Origin of the sequence: Salmonella sp. SAL4457 (genome assembly GCF_046548235.1) — a bacterium.
Lineage (GTDB): Bacteria > Pseudomonadota > Gammaproteobacteria > Enterobacterales > Enterobacteriaceae > Salmonella > Salmonella enterica.
Window position 1 is genome coordinate 1 of sequence record NZ_JBGDZO010000288.1, and the last position, 300, is coordinate 300.

The window sequence follows — 300 nt, forward strand, 5'->3', positions numbered from 1 at the left end:
GGTCGGGGGTCACCTGCCACGACAGCATCCCGCTGAGATCGCGATTGCGTACCCCTTCGCGTCCGGCCACGGTACGGCTCGGGTTGACGGTATGTCCGAGGTTGATGTCGGTATCGTCCGAATCGGTCTTGTTCGCGCTGCCGTACGCGCGGAAGCTCAAGGCTTCGGTCAGCGGCCCGCTAAGGCTGAAGTTGGCGCGGCGCGTGGCGCCATCCTTGGAGCTTTCCGGAATGTTGGTGAACACCGTCATGGAACCACGCAAACGATCGGTCGGGCGCTTGGTGATGATGTTGACTACCC

At 62.7% G+C, this 300-nt stretch carries 1 pseudogene; it reads right to left on the reverse strand.

From position 1 onward, the window contains the following. Positions 1–300, reverse strand: a pseudogene (locus ACLJNW_RS24320) (TonB-dependent siderophore receptor); the annotation flags it as partial.